Below are 17957 nucleotides of genomic sequence, written 5' to 3' on the forward strand. Positions count from 1 at the left end.
AGCTTCCAGGTGATAGGCGGCAGGGTAGGAAGATCGGACCTGGGCCCCAGGTGGACATACAGCAGTCGCCGAGAAGCAATCCTCGGTTGAACATCGAGGGTCGGAAGCAACAAGACAACACCAGCCACATACCCGCCCATAGCAATAGCGATTTCGAACCCGCTCATGTGCGGATGCACCATTCCCTACCCAGCAGAGCACAGCAACAGCACCCCTGGGAGCCAGAACAGCCTCAGAGCGCGAGACTCGGTTTCGTCATATCCGAACTCGTGACCGGCGGCGAGCGCACGGCGCAGCCGGGCACGGTCCCAATACAACTTCTCGGGACAATAATCGTCACCGAAACTGTCGATAACGCTGGTCGTGTAGTCGATCCTGCGCATGATCTTGCGCGCCCACCCAGTGCCGAAAAACGGACGTTCATCGGCATATTTGCGCCAGTTCGCCGCCGTTGCAGGCAACGCGATGACAAGACCCGCTACTGACAAGATCGGAACTGCTGATGCCATCGTCAACCCCTCCTCCGTGTGCAACGCGATGTTCCTAACATGCGACACCGACACTGCGCCGATCAGCGCCGTCACAACGACGCCGTGCAGCTCGACGCCTCGCTCATCCCGTCGCCATGACCAGATCGCGCCTAGCTTCGTCGGGGTTACCTGCGGGTGGTCTTGACCGCGGCGCCGACTTCGAGCGCACCTCAACAATTTCGAGTGGGTATCGGCGGTTAGAACACGATTGCGCGCCGTTCACTCACCCGGGCGGCGGGTCGGTCGGGCGGCCGATGTCGGTGTGCTGTGTCACTGTTGAGGTCGCGGATTCCGTTGGTGGAGTGCGGATCCGGCGAATCGACAGGAGGGGTAGTCATGTGGGAGATCGAACAACTGAACGCTGACCAGCTGCGCACGATGTTCGGCGTGGAGCGCGGCTCGCTAGGCACACCGGGATTCCCGGGGAGCGAGCGCGACGGCGAAGGGGTGGAGCGGTGGCCAGCGGATCAGGTGTGGCAGTGGGTGGCCTCCCGGCAGCCGGTGGCCGCCGCGATTACGCCGCTGCGGCATTGGGCCCGAGGCGAAGCGGTCTATCTGCAGGCCCGCGAGATTCCCGGCGGAGTTGCGCAGGACTGGTCGATCCACGGCGTGGTGCTGCGGGTGGTGTGGCCGACCGTCGAAGTGTCCGCCTCGGCTGCGGTGGCCGAAGCGGCGGCGAATCTGGCCCCGTGGGTACCGACGGTGATCAAGGTGCGCCACGATTTCGGGATATGGGGGCCGTCGCTGGCGGTGCACGACGACGCCGGCATCCGACTCGATGACGACGAGCCGGTCTGGCCCGAGCTCGCGCTGGTGTTGGGTGGGCGGGCGCCGTACTGGCCCCCCGGGATTGCGCGAGGCGTCCTCGATGCTGCAGTGGCGCCCGGGTATTCCGCCGGCCGAGGTGGCGGCCGCGGTCGAGATCGACCCGGCGCCGGTGCTGCGCCTGGCCGCTACTCTCCCCGCCACCGACACCGCGCACGCCGTGTTGCTCGAACTGGTTCAGCATGTGCAGTACCGGGCCAGTGAGTACGCCGAGCACACGATCCAGACGGTCACCGAGGATCCGAAGGTGGCGGCGTGGGTGGAGCTGGCCGCGACCAGCCTGCCGGTCCCTGCACCCGCCGAACTCGGCGAGGTGGTGCTGCGCGACGGATGGCTGACCGTCGCCGCCCGCACCGACACCCTCGCTCACCAGTCCGTGGTGCAGGCCCTCCGCTACGGGCACACCGCCGCGCTGCCCTACACCAGCGCCGAATACATCGACCCCACAACAGGACTCGGCGCCGAATGGGCGGCCCGGCTGGAACCCACCAGCCCGTATGCCGGATTCGAGGTCCTCTACGGGCATCTGGAGCCCGGCGACGAGGACACCATCACCGACTATCTGACCGACCCGGCCACCGACGCCCCCGCCCTGCGACTCGCCTCCGGAAAGCTGCTCGCCGCCGTGCCGCACCGGCTACCGGCGGTCAGCCCCCTGGCCGAGGTGACCCTCGGCACGCCGATCTGGGTCCGCCTCGACGACGGCACCGTGCACCTGGCGCCGCGGCGCGACGCCCCCGGAATCAACTGGGGCTACCAGGGCAGCGGCACCAACACCCTCGCGCTGCTCATCGCCCAGCTGCTCGACGACATCACCGCACCCGCCGCCACACAACTGCGCGGCGGCGGGGCCGGCCTGGAACGGCTGCTGCAGACCAACTGGGCCGACGGAACCACCCTCACCCGCGCCGAACTCGAAGCAGCCCGCAATAGTCTTCAGGCCCCACCTCCATTATTTGGGCGCAAATTGCGCTCGCACAATCGTCGTACAGCGAAAGGACTGCCTTTTCTCCCATGTAGACCAGATGCATGTCCTGGTGCTGGCGGCGGTCGAACCACACAGCTCCCGCATAGCGGGTCAGGCACTCTCCGAGGAAACACACGACCTGATCGGCGTGCTCGGCGTTGGTCGGGTTCGTCATCGCCGCGCGCGTCGGGAACCATTCGGTGAGAAGCCGTTGGATCCGGTCCACCTCCGGTCCGGAGTCTGCCCAGGGGTTATCTGGCAGTTCCGGCCATCCGGCCCGGTCGAGAAATTCTCGCACCTGCCGCGCGCGTCGTTGCGGCGCAACCCATTTCGCCCACGCAGACGAGGGCACGGAGTCGGGGTCGTCGGTGAGCGCATCACGGATGAAGCGCTGATACTCTGCTGCCGCGGCTGCCTGGCGCTGTTGCTGTTCGCGTTCGTAGGCCTCGTCGTCGGCTTCGTCGGTGTCATCGTCGGGCCGGAAGAGGAACCGGACGTAGTCGAAACCGAATTCAGCGGCGTGCTCGAGCCACAACCGCACGGTTGTCAGCTCGTGGCCCTCGAGGTCGTCGGCGTCGCGCAGCGCGGATCCCTCGGGGAGGTAGCACCACTCCTGGCCGGGGTGGTTGTGGATGGAGCACTCGCCGAACCAGCGCAGGAACTGATCAACCACGTCGGGATCGGCTGCCATGCGCACCGATTCGACATCAGGGAACAGATCGTCGAACACCTCGGCCACGCGATTCACGGCCTCGGCCGACCAGACCGGCTGCGGCAAACCGGGAATCGTGACAGACCCGAATTTGTGCAGTTGCGCCGACATCTGCTGGAACCACTGCCGCCACTCCGCCGGCCCGGGCGGCACCCGCCGCTCGATCGGTGTCAGCTCGATATCGCCGAAGTCCAAACCCATCTGCTCGTCGCTCACGCCGTGATCGCTCCACGTATCGAGGGATTCCAAGAAGTCGGCCCGCCGGGCAACGCTCGAACGACGGCGCCCGACCATGGTATCCAACCCCTATCCCGCACTGCGAGATCCACCGGACGATACCGGCCTGACAATGCCCATTCGGCGGGCCGACAGATCGACCGGTTACCAGCCATGCGCAGGGCGTGCAGTGTGTGCATCCAGCACACAGCGGTAACGGAAACGGGCATCAGTCGACCTGGTCAACCGTGCGAACCTCGGCGGCTTTGCTGGACGGCGTCGCTGAATCTCGCTACCTTCCACCGTCGTGGACAGTGCCTACGCCAAACTCGCTCGAGCCTGTCACCACCTGGACGAACTGACTCGCTCCGTGCACGACTACCGGGCTCGAGACCCGCACCAGTTCACGCGAGAATTCACCAACCACCTGCTTCGTCCCGACCACGTCGTGGCGAAACTGCGGGTCACGGTCTCCGAACCCATCCCCACCGAGTGGCCGCTGATCATCGGCGACCTTCTCACCAACCTGCGCGCCGCTCTCGACCACGCTCTCTACGGCCATGTCACCGCCGCCCACACCTTGAGCCCCACCGCAGAACGCAGCCTGCAATACCCGATCCTGACCAACCACGAGAAATGGCCCACTGTCAGCACAAAACTCGCTGCCTGGTGCGACCCACGCGTGCTGGGGGCCATCGAGGCCACCCAGCCGTTCAAATCGACCGCGCCCGACGAACACCCGCTGGCGGTCATGAATGGCCTGGTCAACTCCGACAAGCACCGCTCGATACGGGTGGTCACCTACAACCGCCACGAGGTCACCGTCACCAACTGCCCGCTCACGGTCGTCTCCATCGATGACAAACCGAAAGAGATGGCCGACGGCGCGGTCATCGCTACCATCACCCTCGAACGCCCGAAATCCTCCCCCGGCGGCAAGCCTCGTCAGCATCTGGTGCCATTCGACACCGAGGTCGGCTACGTCGAGGAGGTGTTTCTTCCCGTCCCGGGTCGCCAGGGAATGTCAGGCGGGTCGAGCCGAGGGTGGTCAGTGCGGCTTGTAGGCTCGTGGTGGCCCCGTCGGTGACTCTAAGCGCTATTTCCGGCATGAATCTCGGCGCGGTGGGCGTGTCAGGGAAGTCAGTCGGCGTGAATTCGCGTAGTGGCTGGTTCGTCAGGTGAGGGTGGTGGGGCGCGGGTAGAGCGCTCATGGTGAGGGATTCGAATGTCGAGTTGTACGCGGCGTTCCGCCTTGATCTTCGCGCGGGACTTCCAAGGCTCGCGATCCAACCTATTGGACGTTGCGTATGGATCTGGACGTGCCAGACGAGCAACGCCACACCAAGGGGCGGGTCTTACACCGATTGCTCGACGAGCACGCCATGGCCAGGGTCTCCTACGACCGTGGTGCGCCGTTACGGGCGTGATCGCAAACCACTGATCCGCAATAGAGGCCGGCCGCGAGTCGGCGCAGGTGTTTCATTCCGCAGTGGTTCCAGCGTAGTCACCTGGTGCCGGTGCCCGAGATGTCCTCGGTGGCCGAGTTGCAGGCCCCGGGTCGACGCCCTCGATGTCGCCGACGACGACCGCCGGACCGGTGCCCGCGCGGACACCGTCGGTAAGCATCTCCCGGTGTAATCGGCTGCGCTCAAACCACTTCCGGACAACGAGTAGAGAGCCGGGAATGACCCATGCACGAGTCGACCGCTACGGTGCAAATGATCGGGCCCGGAGTTGGGGTGTTGCCGGGCAGCCTCGGAGGCGATCGTCTACGATGGGAGGATTCGCGGCGGGTCCTGCGTGACCATCTCAACTGCACCATCGAAATCTGTGCTCGGAAGCGAGTCGCGTACCACACACTCGTCGCAGGCGGGGGCGCCCCTCTGCACCCCGCGAGCAGACGAATACGTTCCTGACCGCCCAGCATCGGACAACGTGTCGAGGTACCCATCTCAGGGCACAGGACGAGTCGCGGATCCGAAGACGGGATCATTCAGGACAAGATCGTGACTGTCAGGTCGCCATCGGTGTACTGAGCGCGCAGGCGCTTCTTGTCGAACTTGCCGACGCTGGTCTTGGGCACCTCCGCAATGAAGGTCCAGCGTTCCGGGAGTTGCCATTTGGCGAACTTGTCGGCGATGAAATTGCGCAGTTCCTCGGGCTTGACCTCGGAGCCTTCCTTCAGCACGACGGCTACCAGCGGGCGCTCGTCCCATTTCTCGTCCGGCACGCCGATGACCGCCGCCTCAGCCACGGCCAGGTGACCCATCACCGCGTTCTCCAGATCCACTGACGAAATCCATTCGCCGCCGGACTTGATCACGTCTTTGGACCGGTCCACCAGGGTCAAGTAGCCATTCGGAGTGACCTTGCCGACATCACCGGTGCGCAGCCAGCCGTCGTCGAACTTGTCCCGGTCGACCACCGCGCCATCTTGCGAGTAGTACGACCCAGTGATCCACGGGCCGCGAACCTCCAACTCGCCCATCGACTGTCCGTCATTGGGGACCACGGAACCGTCGTCGGCGACCAATCTGGCCTGCACACTGGCCGGGAAACGACCCTGGGTGTAACGGTAGGCCCACTCCTCCTCACCGGTCAACCCGCCGGGCGGGTATGCGACGCTGCCCAACGGCGAGGTTTCAGTCATGCCCCACGCCTGCAGAATTCGCACACCGTGCTTCTCTTGAAAAGCCCGCATCATCGACGGCGGCACAGCTGCCCCACCCACCGCGACCGAGCGTAGGTGCGAGATATCCTGCGGCTGCGTTTCGAGTTCGGCGAGCACACCGCCCCAGATGGTCGGCACCGCCGCGGCAAAGGTCGGCTTCTCCGATGCCATCATTGCCAGCAGCGGCTCCGGCTGCAAGAAGCGATCTGGCATGAGCAGGCTCGCGCCGGACATCAAGGCCCCGTACGGTAGTCCCCACGCATTCGCATGGAACTGCGGGACGATCACAAGAACTGTGTCGGAGCCGAGCAGGCCCATACCGTTCGACGAGCCGACCTGCATGGCGTGCAGCCAACTCGAGCGGTGCGAGTAGACGACGCCCTTCGGATCACCAGTGGTGCCAGACGTGTAACACATTGCGGCGGCGGATCGTTCGTCAATCACCGGGAAGTCGTAGCTATCCGACTGTCCGGCGAGTAGTTCGACGTAGGAGTGCACTTGTACGCCTTGGGGCGCTTGCACGGTCGAGGCGTCACCATTGGTGACGATCACGTGCTGGACCGTCTTCAGGCTCGGCAGGTATGGGGTGAACAGTGGCAGCAGCGAGCCGTCGACGATCACCACCTTGTCCTCGGCGTGATTCGCTACGAAGACCAACTGTTCGGGGAAGAGCCGGATATTGAGGGCGTGCAGCACCGCCCCCATCGCGGGCACCGCGATGTAGGCGACCATATGCTCGTTGTTGTTCCACATGAATGTGCCGACGCGGTCGCCCTCTTCGATCCCCAGCCGACGCAACGCGTTCGCGAGCCTGGCAGAGTCGGTGCCCAGTTCGCGGTAAGTGACGGTGCGGACACCGGCACCCGTCCACGTGGACACCGTGCTGTCGCCCTGGAAGGTCGAGGCGTACCGCAGCAGTGTTGCCAGCGATAGCGGTTCATCCTGCATAGTACTCAACATGAGAAACCCTCCCTGCAATAGTTCATTGCGCTCAGCATCTGAAGTTCTCACTTTCGAGGTAGTCTTCCCGGGATATCCCGGTCCCGTTATGCGACGTCGCTGCCCGAGTGCGCCATCGGCAGCGTCAATCCCAGTAGGTGGGCCGCAATCTCACCGCGGCGTTCATAGGGCAGGTAATGCCCGGATTGCTGGAAGACAACCAGGTGGCTCCCAGGTACGCGCTGGTGGATCGCGCGAGCGTGATGGGCGGGAGTCAGAAGATCTCGCGATCCCGCCAGTACGACAACACGACAGGCGAATCGCTCCAGTGACGAGTAGCAATCATGGGAGAGAATCGAACGGGTTAGCTCTGCGACGCTGCGAGAATCACTTCTCGCCAGCTGGCCCACCGCTCGGTTCAGGTCATGGCGGTAGGGACGGGCCCCGAACAAGACGCCGCGCGTCAGCTGTCTCACGATGAGCAGCGGCCGGGAAGGGATAACGAGAAACGGTGCCGCGGTCAAAGCCAGCGACACCAACCGCGACCAGATTCTGCGGCGCATCAGTCGCCCGAGGATATCTCCGGCACCGGTCGCCACGAATGCGGCGCCAATGACCCGCGCTCCGAGGATTGCGCAGTGGCGTTCGGCCAACGCCATCAATGTCATTCCGCCCATGGAATGCCCGCCGAGCACGATCGGCCCTGTCGGCGCGAACGCAGAGACGACTGCCGCGAGATCGTCGGCGAGCAGTTCGAGGCTGGCTGGAGCAGATTGCGATTCCCCGTGTCCCCGATGGTCGTACGCGAGCACACGAACAGTGGGATCCGCGGTGACGACGAGTTGTGCGACGTCCTCCCAACTCCCGTGTGACAGTGCCAATCCGTGTGCCAGGATGATCGTCACCCTAGGGGTCGTCGAGCCCCATTCGACAATCTGTAGCGTCGGCCCGTCGTCCCGGTTGAGCATGTACCTTCGAGGGGACGTAGCGGTTATCGATATCGAGGTCATTCCTTCAGCTCCTTACCGCCGACCGTATCGCCCGGCCTATTTGGTGTGAAGGGCCGTGTCGATGCCGCCGACATCCGTGACCTTCCAATCCGCGTTCTTGTCTAGCGTCACGGTGTAGGTGACGGTTGTCTGCGCACCCTCCGGTGTCTGCGCACTGGTCGATGTCACACTCAGAAACACATTCACAACATAAACACCTGCATTCTCCGTCTTAACCGCCGCAGCGATGGGAGTTGCCTTAGAAGTCCATTTCAGCGGCAGCACTATCTCCTTGAGCTGCGGGGCGGTGACGTCGAACTTGTTCGCTAGAGCAGGAGAGGTATTTGATTTCAGACTGCGTACCCAACCATCGAAATTCTGATAGTCGATATTCGATGCGCCGACGGCGTATTCGGAGGCCACTTTCTCTGCTTGCTTCTCCGCCGCTGCGATGGCGTCCCTTTCCTGCAACTGGTTCCTGGCGGTGAGCCACAGCACAACGGTAACGGACATGGCTACGACAAGTAGTGCAACCAGCGCCCCGACAACAACGGAGCGCAAGCCTACCGATATAGTTCTTTTCCGACCGTCCCGGGTCCGCCCGGCTGCTTTTGCCGTCTGACGCGCATCCAGCCTTTCGGATTTGCTTTCGACGTGGCCGTCGATTTTGTCCACAGTTTCCACGGGCATGGCTTCCTCATCTTTCATCTGGTCTCCAATTTTCAGATCTACTTGATGCCGACACGCACATGCAACGCGTCGTCCCCGGTGACACTGAGAGCGCGTGCTATGAGATCGCTGATGTCTATTTGTGGCATGGACGTCGTCGCGCTATCCGCCAGCGGCTGAACAACTGGTGCCAGATTCCGCAGGTCGGGTCCGATGCGATCGAGATAATCCGTGACGTGGCCTAGGAAGGGTACGATGCCGTTGCCTTGCATGTAGTCGTCCGGCATATGGCCGATTCGGGCCAGCCGGGCGATGGAATCGGCGATAAGAGCGCCCCACCCTCCTGCCTCCTCCCACAGGGGACCGGCGGCGGCCATCCCCGGCCCGGCCCAAGCCATATCAGCACCCATCGTCTGTAAATTGGCGAGGATGCCGCGGATCGCGGGCGACCGGCTCAGAATCGTCTCCGACAATAGCGTCGTCGACCTTGCCAGCCTCGGCATCACCGTTTCCGTTCCCGACAGCGCCTGATCCAAGGTCTTGACGATATTGCTGATTGCTTGAGGATTCAGTTGTTCGAGCAGTCCAGTGACGGTCTGCGCCACGTCGGGTATGGAGCGGGGCAACACCACTTGAGCCGAATCGATCCGCTGACCATCCGCCAGGTAGGGGCCGCCATCGCTGTTCGGCACGAACTCGATATATGGTTCCCCGAGCCCCGACAAGTCCTCCACACTCGCGGATCCTGTAGCGGGAATTCTATACTTCGAGTCGATAGCCAGTTTCAACTCGACACCGCGTTCGGCTTTATCGATCGACGTGATCTCCCCCACCTTCACACCACGCAGCAGTACAGGTGAACCCGATAGCAGACTTCCGGACCGGGGAAGAATCATCGTCACATGAGTCCGGTTTCCGAACAAATCTACTCGAAGTACGCCGAATGTCAGATACCCGATTCCCAGAACCATTACTGATACAATCGCCGCGAGGGATATTGCCGAGCTTGGTTTCATCGCACCGCTCCGATCATCCGCAACGCCGAGAGAATCCCGTCGATCCGATCATCTTCGGATACCGCCGAGCCCTCGGCGGTTTCGATTCCTGTAATGTTGATCTTCGGTCCGCGCTCCGCAAACGGAATAACCTTGTCACGCAGTATCGCCACGATCTTGTTCAAATTCGATGGGGCCGACAGATCCAGAGGGCGAGACGTGAACAACAGCGGTACAAAGGCACGCGCGGCCGCGTCGCCCGATTGTGCAAGTGGACCGATCCATCGGAGGGATTCTGTCAGCAACTTGAATCCGTCGTACAGCGTGATCAACCCGATCATCGATGTCATTGACGCAGCGGCCTGGTCCACTCCGGAATCGGTCAGCAGATACTCCAACTCAGGTGTTCTGCTCAGGACGACATCGGTATTCGCCCGCAGTCCACCGAGCAATGCGTCGACGGCATCCTGATGTTCTGCCAAGTCTTCGATATCCTTACCGAGTACCTCCGAGATCGAGGCGGTATTCCGGGTATCCGTCGGCAGAACCGAGTTCACGCGGTTGATGATCTCCTGAGCCTGCTGTATGCCTCCCCCTTGGACGAAGGTTGCCAGGACATTCATGGTGTCCTCCACCTGCAGCAATGGCTTCGTCTGGGATCGCCCGATGGTGGCGCCGGGCGCGATCACTCCGTCGCCAGCGACCGCCGGCGTGATCAACGCGACGGAGACGTCACCCAGAACGGTCGGTTGGTGGAGCTCAACTGTGGTGCCGACAGGCAACCGAACCGATGCCATGATATCCACATCGACCGCGACATATCCGTCGTGTTCCTTGTCGGCGTCGATCAGCGTGACATCGCGCACAATTCCGGCTCGCAGGCCGTCGACCGTCACTGTCGCTCGTGACGGCAGGTTCAGCGTGTTGGCGAACTCGATTCGGATCCGATACCGCTCCCCTGATATCCCAGTCCCCGGTACGGGAACCGTGGCCGGATCGAATCCGCACCCGGAAACAATGCCCACAAGCGCCACAGCGGCCGCAGCGACGAATCGAGCTAGGCGTACGCGGGGAGTTCTTGCCACCGTATGTATTCGCAGGGTCATCACCGCGCTCCTGCCATTCCGAGTACCAGAGGAAGCAGCGACACATGCGCCAAACCGTCCGTGGCGGTGCCGCAACGGCCCGGTGTGACAAGGTCGATCGCGGCGCATACTCGATCAGCATCCGCTTGCGGCAACGCCACCCGAGGCGCCGCGTACGTCAGCACAGGTCGACCGCTGTTCGCGTCCGTCACGTTCCGGAAGGCTTGCACTAGCGGCGGTGTCATGTCGATAATCTCCTTCATTGTGCCGACATTCGCGCTGGCGAGACGAGCCAGGGGGACGGTCGCGTCGAGCACTTGAAGGATTTGGTCGCCGAACATGGTGGTGATTTCGTTCAGCCACGGCACGATGATTCGCAACGAGTCGATGATCGAGACAGTGCGCTCGAAGATGCCGTGGTCGATCACCTCCAGGCCTGGTGCCAGACGGGTGATCATGGCCTTGATATCTCCCCATCCGCCGGCGACGCTATCCGTCAGTGTGTGCAGCGAATCGATGAGTGCTCCGATGTGCCCGATCGCGGCATTGGGATTGTCGAGTGCCCGACCGAGTTTGAGAATTGTTTCGTTCATTCTCGGACCGGTGCCGGACAACGAGGCATCAACTGCGGCAATCTCATCGGAAAGCTGCCCTCGCTGTGCCGGATCATTTCCATTGCCGATTTCGTCCGCAAGTTTCCCCAGCGCATCAAGAGTCTGTGTCATGCTCTTCGGCGTCAAAGTGCGGGAGATGCACTGCCGGGAATCCCATTCGACGTCAGATTCGCTGTCGTCGAGTATCGCGAGGGAGCGATCCGCAACGATGGTGTCCGACACGGTGGTGGCCGACACCTCACCGCGCGGTGAATGGCTCGCATCTACGTCGAAATCGACCTGTACTGCGTCGCCACGTGGTTCGATGCGCGTCACCGTACCAACTCTGACGCCACGCTCGGTGACATCGTTTCCGGTATACAACCCAATCGCGTCCGGCATGGTCGCGCAGTAGCCACGCATCTTCTTGGGCGGATCCATGATCGCGAAGTACCCGACCACCAGAATTGTGCACACAATGCCGACGCTTAGGACGGACATAAGCCCCCGGGAGGCCAGTAGCCTGTTCATCCTCAGCAACCCTTTCCGGGAACGGGAATGCATACCGACTGCGCCAGGACTACCGATGCGGATTGGTCGACAACGACGCCTTCTTCCGAAGAAGCGATCGGCTGCAGCCGCGACAGCAGGTCCCGAGTGCTCGTGACTATCTGACCCATCCCTTCACCCAAGCGGATTAGTTCGGGTTTGACGTCGGCCAGACTTCGGGCGACGGATTCCAACCTTGACCGGTACACCGGCTCCAGCGCCGCGATACGGGACAGAAGCTGGTCCATGAGCCGGACGGCTTCGAAGATCTCGGCCTGCTTGTCGAGTCCCACTGTCTCCATCAGGTTGACACTCGCGATCAGCTCCCCGAGTATCGCCTTCGAATTGTTGATTGCACCGATATACTCGTCGGCCATGGCGAGCGTGTCCGACACATCGCGATTCTGGCGGTCGAGAACGTCGACGAGCGACGCGAACGCATCGACCGCTCGGCGGATTCCGGAGGGTCCGGAAGCGATCGCACGGTTCATACTCGTCAGGTTCTTCCGCAATGCATCTCCGTCAATATCTGCGATCGGGTGCACAGCGTCTTGAAAAACCCGGCCAAGGCTGTAAGGGAGCCGAACTCTATCGGAGGGAATGGTGGAGCGGAGGGATGACTTCCCTGTTGGCGTCACAGCGAGATAGTGCCCGCCGATGAGAGTCAACATTCGGATTTCAAGACTCGTCTGGTCGCCGATGAAGATGCCATGGTCAATGGTGAAGCTCATTCGGACGTTCCGCCGACCCAATTCAACGGACTTCACGGAACCGACCGGAACACCCGCGATACGGACATTATCGCCGACCTTTATCGACCCAAGCTCCGGCATCTCCGCCCAGTATGTCGACTTTCCGAAAGGTATCACGTAAACCAGCGCGCTAGCTAGCAATACCACACCCATCAGCAAGGCACCGGCCACGCCCCAGCGAAATTCTCGAACCGCACGCGCTGAGGCGACCTCCGCCGGTCGGCCGGCGAACCTCCTGACAACGCTGAGGAGTTTGGTCTTCACCGCTTGCATATCGATATCCTTTGTCCGGCGATCATCACCTGGAACGGTTCTGGACTCTCAGCATTGCCATTCGAACAGTTGCGATTGACGACCGGGCCGTTGGGCGGGATCCAACCATTCAAGGTCTGAAGCAGAGCCGGCAGCTTTCGAAGCACTTCGATTGCCTGTTCGGGGTTCGGAAACACCGCTCGCAGCAGTGTATCAGCGTCCGGATTGCTACCAGTCGTCAGCCCAATCGCGCCGAGAAGGTTGTCCAGCGGTGCGATGACATCAGGTGCCATAAGAGCGAACTCGACGATTCCATCCACCTTGCTGCGCAGCGTGGAGACAACCACCGACAACTCCGAAACAAGCCGCACCAGATGCGAGGAGCGACCACCAAGGTGATCGGATATCCTTTTGAGATTGGCCACCAGCGCAGTAATCACCGCCTGTCTGTCCAGCGCATAGCTGGACAGAGTCTGGATGGAGTCGAGAACTGAACCGATTCCCGAACCGTCTCCCTCTATTACAGCGATCATATTCTCAGCGAATTTGTTGACCGCCGCCGGAGACAGCTCGGTCAGCACCGGCTCCAGCCCATTGAACAGCGCCGTGATATCGAACGATGGAATGGTCCTGGAAGCGTCGATCCTGCTCCCCTCCGCTATCTCCTTGGACACGGGCGATGACTGTTGAATGTCAACGTATCGCTGGCCCACCAAACTCTCGTAGCGAATCGCGACTACGGTGTTCTCGTACAAATGTCGACCACGTTGGACTACGAACGTTACGACAGCGTGCCCATCGTCGAGCGAGATCGATCGCACTTTACCTACGCGGACACCGTTCATTCGTACGTTATCTCCGGCCTTCAGACCGTTCGCATCGATGAATACCGCCGAAAACTCCTTCGTACCCCCGGGCACCGGCCGTTGTACCGTCTGCACGATGACCGTCAGCAGCACTACGATAACAACCACGGAAACTGTGAGCCTCGCCGCGACTGCGAACAGCGAGCCCTGCTTGTTCATCGACCACCTCCGGATGGCGTCGAAGTGAGGGTTCCCGGTAGCGACGCCGTCAGAACCGGAACCAAGTTGAGAACGATCTTGACGTTCAGAGCCGGGCCGTCCGGAGTCGACATGAACGACCGATCCAACCGCGACAGGATTTCGGAGAGTTGCGTGCTGGAGACTCCAGGCGTCGGTACCATACGGCTGGCTGCCGAGAGAATCGGGGTGAGCATCACCGCGTATTCCGAGAGGTATCCCTGCGCTGTAAATAGCGTTCCCGCAAGGGCGGGAAAGAACCGTTGTCCTACAACACTCACCGTCACGTCGAATAACTCGCGCTGGTTGTTCAAGATCTCGATTGTGGTCAGCCGATGTACCAGGCCGACAGTACCGTCGACCATTGATGCGCTGCCGACAAGCATCGAGCCGTACTGATCCAGCAGCTCCGAAATTGGCATCGTCTGTGTCTCAGCAATGTTCCGGCCGGACACCACGATTGCCTCCATGAGCGGCGTGAACTGCCGCGCCGTCGTGGCGACCCGCATCAGTACCTTGGTCAATTCCGGCGTGAGGACGTTCCCCGATGTCTCGGCGACGGTGCGAATCAGTACGCCCATCGTCGCATCTCGCTGCCTATCCGATCGCGGGCCCGTCAGGTCGACAATAGTGCCATCTCGCAAAGGTGCTCCCCCAGCCCCGGGTCTCAGTGCGACTTCGCTGATGCCGAAGAGATTCGACGGCGAGTAATCGACAAGAAGACTGTCGGTGAGTCCAGCCGAGTTTGCTCGATCGAGCATCACGGTTACCTGTTTCGCCCCGCCACTGGAACCGATGGCAGTAACGCGACCAATTTCCACACCGTCGAACTGAACCGGCGTTCCCACGCTGATGCCGTCTCCGATCTTCTCGGTACGCAATACCACTTGCATTCGGTTGTCGCTGCGGGCCGAGTTCCCGATCAAAATCATCCAAGTCGCCCCTACGGCCAGAACAATCAGCATGGCGAGGACACCAACAGTGATCGATGACCGTTTTGTTGTCGATACACCCGGCATTTCATATCGAGACATCGGCGTTCACCCTGTGAATTCGATGGAGGAGTTGACACCCCATAAAAGGATGGTCAGCGCCATATCAAGACCGATGATTGCCACGAAGCTTGCCCTGACAGCGCGGCCGGACGCGATTCCGACACCTTCCGGCCCACCGACGGCGAAGAATCCCTGATAACTATGAATCAAAATGACAGCCGTCCCGAACACAAGAACCTTGATCACAGCAGCGGTCACGTCCCAGCCACTGATGAACTGATAGAAGTAATGGTCGTAGACGCCCGCGGCCTGGCCGTGCAGCTGTACGATCACCGTGCGACATGCCGCGTAGCTGAGGATCAAGGCGATGAGGAAGGTCGGAACGATCGCGACTGCTCCGGCAATGATCCTGGTGGTGACGACGAAAGGTATCGATCGCAGGCCGAGTGATTCGAGGGCGTCGATTTCCTCCGAGATTCGCATGGAACCGATTTGCGCAGTTATACGACACCCAGCTTGCGCGGCAAATCCGACACCTGCTGCGATCGGGGCTAGTTCCCGGGTGTTGGCGAAGGCCGAGACAATGCCGGTCAGTGGTCCCATGCTGATGAGGTCGAGGGTGGCGAAGGACTCGACGCCGACCGAGCCTCCGATGACTAATCCCAGCACTATCAGCATTGGAACGGTTCCACCACCAACGATAATCGAGCCTTGCCCCCACGTCATATCCGTGATCGCGCGCATCGTCTCCGCTCGATATCGTTTCAGCGTGAACGGGATCGCCGATAACGCCTGCCAGACGAAACCGAGGACGAATCCTATCGCCTCCACAGGCACGACACGCTTCCCAAATGTCGTCGCAGTTCGCCGAGCCTTCACCAGCCGGGGTGGGGTGCGCTTGATTTCCAACATTTATGCCAGCCTTGTTGGAAGGAACATTGCGACCAACTGAGTGATCAACAGATTGACGACGGCGATAGAGACGACGGACAGGACAACGGCCGCATTCACACCGTCTGCCACTCCACGCGGACCGCCTTTGGCCTCGAGTCCTCGCTGGCACGCAACTATGACGACGATAAATCCGAACAGCACGGACTTGACAATCGATACGCCGATATCCGCGACCACGGTGAAGGATCCGAAGGTTCCCCAGTAGCTGCCGGGCGTCACTCCCTGAGGGCCGATCGCCACCGCATACCCCGCTACCACGCCCACGAAGATGATCAAGACGTTGAGCATTGGCGCGACGAGAACCATCGCCACCATCCGAGGAATGACCAGACGGTGCATGGGGCTGATACCCATCGTTCGCATGGCGTCGATCTCTTCACGAATGTTGCGTGCGCCCAAGTCGGCCGCGACCGCGGCCGCGCCGGCCGCGCCCAGCAACAATCCCGTGGCCATGGGGGCACCCTGTTTGATTACCCCCAAACCGCCGGCGGCGCCGAGCAGAGAATCCGCACCGATTTGATGGATCAGATTTCCGACCTGGACCGAAACAATAACCCCGAAGGGCACGGCCATTAGGATCGCTGGAAGCGCGGTTACCGTAATCAAGTACCAGGCTTGATATAACGCCTCACGCCACTGGAACTTCAATCGAGCAATGTCGCTCGCTGTTCCGACCACGGATGCAGACGCCATCCGCATCGTGCGACCAAAAGTTCGCATCCCCGAAACCACCGTTTCGGACAGGTTCTTCCGAACTATTTGAGCCGACGCCGACAACCCACTACGCGCTGGCACCACCGCAGATTCCTATCCCATTTCTCGCATCGCCACGATGCAGCGAGAGCACCCGTCATGAACGCTTCGACGATTCCGCCGATATCGCACGCGATGCGATCCGCTTTGTTTCGGCGGAAAGCCGCGCCCTGTCGAGTTGCAATCAGGCAGGACCACGACACCTCCATGTGCGCTACGTCGAGTACTAGATACTTGGAGTATGAGTATGTGGCCAGGGTCACGTACTGTCAATAGTCCATCTCGATCAACTGCATACGCGACAGCAACTTTGCAGAGACCGGCACTGTGCAGATCTCCAGCGAGCGCCGATCCACGGGCATTGCGAATCGACTGCAAGTACCCACCTCCATCCGGCGCGAACAGATCAGACTGAGTCACAGCATGCATATAAAGTGGTCAGAACAGCTTTTGGAACGATCGACCTCGCCACGAGCCCAGGACTCGCGCATCGTCGGCACACAGATAGCCAATCCGGGTCCGCCACCTAACCACACGACGCCAAACAGGATTCAGCACACGCAGCGACATGTGCGCAATCACTTCCGCTACCCTCCTGCGCCCGGACAGGGAGTGTCTGAAAGACGGTGGATCTGACCTTGGTCTGACTGGCCGAGCCTGATGGTTCGGCAGGAAGGATCATTCGATGTCGGAGACACTCGAATCCGTGGTGGATGCGGTGGATCAGAAGAAGCTGGCTGAGCAGCTGCTGGCCCAGGCCAAGGAGCAGGGCGTGGAGTTGCTCGGGCCGGGCGGGCTGTTGAATCAGCTGACGAAGAACGTGCTCGAGACTGCTTTGGAAGCGGAGATGACCGAACACGTCGGGTATGAGAAACACGATCCCGCTGGTCGCGGGACATCCAACTCCCGCAACGGGACTCGCTCGAAAACGGTGCTGACCGAGATCGGCCCGGTCGAGATCGAGGTGCCGCGGGATACGAACTCATCGTTCGATCCGCAGATCGTGCGTAAGCGGCAACGCCGGTTGACCGGGATCGATGAGATCGTATTGTCCTTGACGGCAAAGGGGTTGACCACTGGCGAGGTCGCTGCCCACTTCGCCGACATCTACGGGGCGTCGGTGTCGAAGGACACGGTCTCCAAGATCACCGACAAAGTAGTCGGCGAGATGGCCGACTGGTGCAACCGGCCGCTGGAACGCGTGTATCCGGTGGTGTTCATCGACGCGATCCACGTCAAGATCCGGGACGGGCAGGTCGCGAACCGGCCGATCTATGTCGTCATCGGCGTCACCTGCAACGGGGAACGCGACATCCTCGGTCTGTGGGCCGGCGACGGTGGCGAGGGCGCCAAATTCTGGCTGCAGGTGCTGACCGAGATCAAGAACCGCGGAGTCGCCGATGTGTGCATCGCTGTCTGTGACGGGCTGAAGGGACTGCCGGAAGCGATCAACACCGTGTGGGAACGC

At 61.4% G+C, this 17957-nt stretch carries 15 protein-coding genes; 3 read left to right on the top strand and 12 right to left on the bottom strand.

All coding sequences use genetic code 11. From position 1 onward, the window contains the following. Window positions 1-185: 185 nt before the first annotated feature. Entirely contained in the window at window positions 186-584 is a 399-nt protein-coding gene (locus tag NA3_RS34515) for a hypothetical protein (protein ID WP_062969029.1), read from the bottom strand. Between the two features lie 814 nt (window positions 585-1398). Between NA3_RS34515 and NA3_RS37455 the strand changes: the two genes are divergently transcribed. Continuing rightward, on the top strand, window positions 1399-2526 hold the full coding sequence (locus tag NA3_RS37455; protein ID WP_128145624.1) for a hypothetical protein: 1128 nt from the start codon (window positions 1399-1401) through the stop codon (window positions 2524-2526). Between the two features lie 1031 nt (window positions 2527-3557). After that, complete coding sequence (locus tag NA3_RS34530; protein ID WP_062969034.1) at window positions 3558-4337, top strand: hypothetical protein; 780 nt, start codon at window positions 3558-3560, stop codon at window positions 4335-4337. 906 nt (window positions 4338-5243) lie between these two features. On the opposite strand, the gene NA3_RS34535 is transcribed toward NA3_RS34530, so the two are convergent. The 11 genes from NA3_RS34535 to NA3_RS34585 form a co-directional block, all read right to left on the bottom strand. After that, a complete protein-coding gene (locus tag NA3_RS34535; protein ID WP_062969036.1) occupies window positions 5244-6881 on the bottom strand; it encodes a long-chain fatty acid--CoA ligase in 1638 nt (545 codons plus the stop codon). An 86-nt stretch (window positions 6882-6967) separates the two neighbouring features. Continuing rightward, window positions 6968-7765 (bottom strand): alpha/beta fold hydrolase, encoded by a 798-nt coding sequence (locus tag NA3_RS34540; RefSeq protein ID WP_167355088.1) that lies wholly within the window; start codon window positions 7763-7765, stop codon window positions 6968-6970. Window positions 7766-7906: 141 nt separating this feature from the next. Beyond that, the gene (locus NA3_RS34545) at window positions 7907-8557 is read right to left on the bottom strand and encodes a hypothetical protein (protein WP_062969040.1); all 651 of its coding nucleotides are present in this window, start codon (window positions 8555-8557) and stop codon (window positions 7907-7909) included. Window positions 8558-8577: 20 nt separating this feature from the next. After that, window positions 8578-9489: an MlaD family protein gene (locus NA3_RS34550; RefSeq protein ID WP_167355089.1), complete on the bottom strand. Its 912-nt coding sequence runs from the start codon at window positions 9487-9489 to the stop codon at window positions 8578-8580. Between the two features lie 41 nt (window positions 9490-9530). Further along, the gene (locus tag NA3_RS34555; RefSeq protein WP_063917872.1) at window positions 9531-10619 is read right to left on the bottom strand and encodes an MlaD family protein; all 1089 of its coding nucleotides are present in this window, start codon (window positions 10617-10619) and stop codon (window positions 9531-9533) included. Next, window positions 10619-11632: an MlaD family protein gene (locus tag NA3_RS34560; protein WP_167355090.1), complete on the bottom strand. Its 1014-nt coding sequence runs from the start codon at window positions 11630-11632 to the stop codon at window positions 10619-10621. Before NA3_RS34560 ends, NA3_RS34555 begins: the two co-directional genes overlap by 1 nt. 92 nt (window positions 11633-11724) lie before the next feature. Then, window positions 11725-12765, bottom strand: coding sequence for an MlaD family protein (locus NA3_RS34565; protein WP_062969048.1), 1041 nt, complete (start codon window positions 12763-12765; stop codon window positions 11725-11727). Beyond that, entirely contained in the window at window positions 12753-13769 is a 1017-nt protein-coding gene (locus NA3_RS34570) for an MCE family protein (RefSeq protein WP_062969050.1), read from the bottom strand. The genes NA3_RS34565 and NA3_RS34570 overlap by 13 nt, the downstream gene beginning before the upstream one ends. Then, window positions 13766-14821, bottom strand: a complete 1056-nt coding sequence (locus tag NA3_RS34575; RefSeq protein ID WP_063917874.1) for an MlaD family protein — start codon at window positions 14819-14821, stop codon at window positions 13766-13768. The genes NA3_RS34570 and NA3_RS34575 overlap by 4 nt, the downstream gene beginning before the upstream one ends. Before the next feature lie 6 nt (window positions 14822-14827). Then, entirely contained in the window at window positions 14828-15694 is an 867-nt protein-coding gene (locus NA3_RS34580; protein ID WP_128145627.1) for an ABC transporter permease, read from the bottom strand. Next, window positions 15695-16456, bottom strand: coding sequence for an ABC transporter permease (locus NA3_RS34585; RefSeq protein ID WP_372464304.1), 762 nt, complete (start codon window positions 16454-16456; stop codon window positions 15695-15697). Between the two features lie 718 nt (window positions 16457-17174). On the opposite strand from NA3_RS34585, the gene NA3_RS34590 reads away from it, so the two are divergent. Next, on the top strand, window positions 17175-17957 hold a 783-nt coding region (locus NA3_RS34590), incomplete at its 3' end, for an IS256 family transposase (protein ID WP_157126637.1).

It is taken from the genome of Nocardia africana NBRC 100379, assembly GCF_001612635.1.
Lineage (GTDB): Bacteria > Actinomycetota > Actinomycetes > Mycobacteriales > Mycobacteriaceae > Nocardia > Nocardia africana.